Origin of the sequence: Acinetobacter sp. WCHAc060033 (assembly GCF_004209125.1) — a bacterium.
Taxonomy (GTDB): Bacteria; Pseudomonadota; Gammaproteobacteria; order Pseudomonadales; family Moraxellaceae; genus Acinetobacter; species Acinetobacter wuhouensis.
Genome location: NZ_SGSW01000238.1, coordinates 1 through 212 on the forward strand (window position 1 = coordinate 1; position 212 = coordinate 212).

Here is a 212-nt window from a genome sequence, read left to right on the forward strand (position 1 = left end):
TAAATCTAAAGTAGTGGATAAGCGCAGAGAAGCGTTTGAGGGGAACAGATTTTGGATTGGGATTTTTAGAACCGATGTTGATTTTAAAGGTGAACTCGGTGAGTTTGGATTATATGAAGCAGTTAAGTCTGGAGTGAGTGCACCTTACTTATCGGAGTTTAATAATAAGTGGGTGATTTGGTGCAAGGCATGGCAATCAAGACAGGCTGAGG

The 212-nt window shown here is 41.0% G+C and carries 1 pseudogene; it reads left to right on the top strand.

The annotated features are described in order from the left end of the window. Positions 1-212: pseudogene (locus EXE10_RS21815) on the top strand (hypothetical protein); the annotation flags it as partial.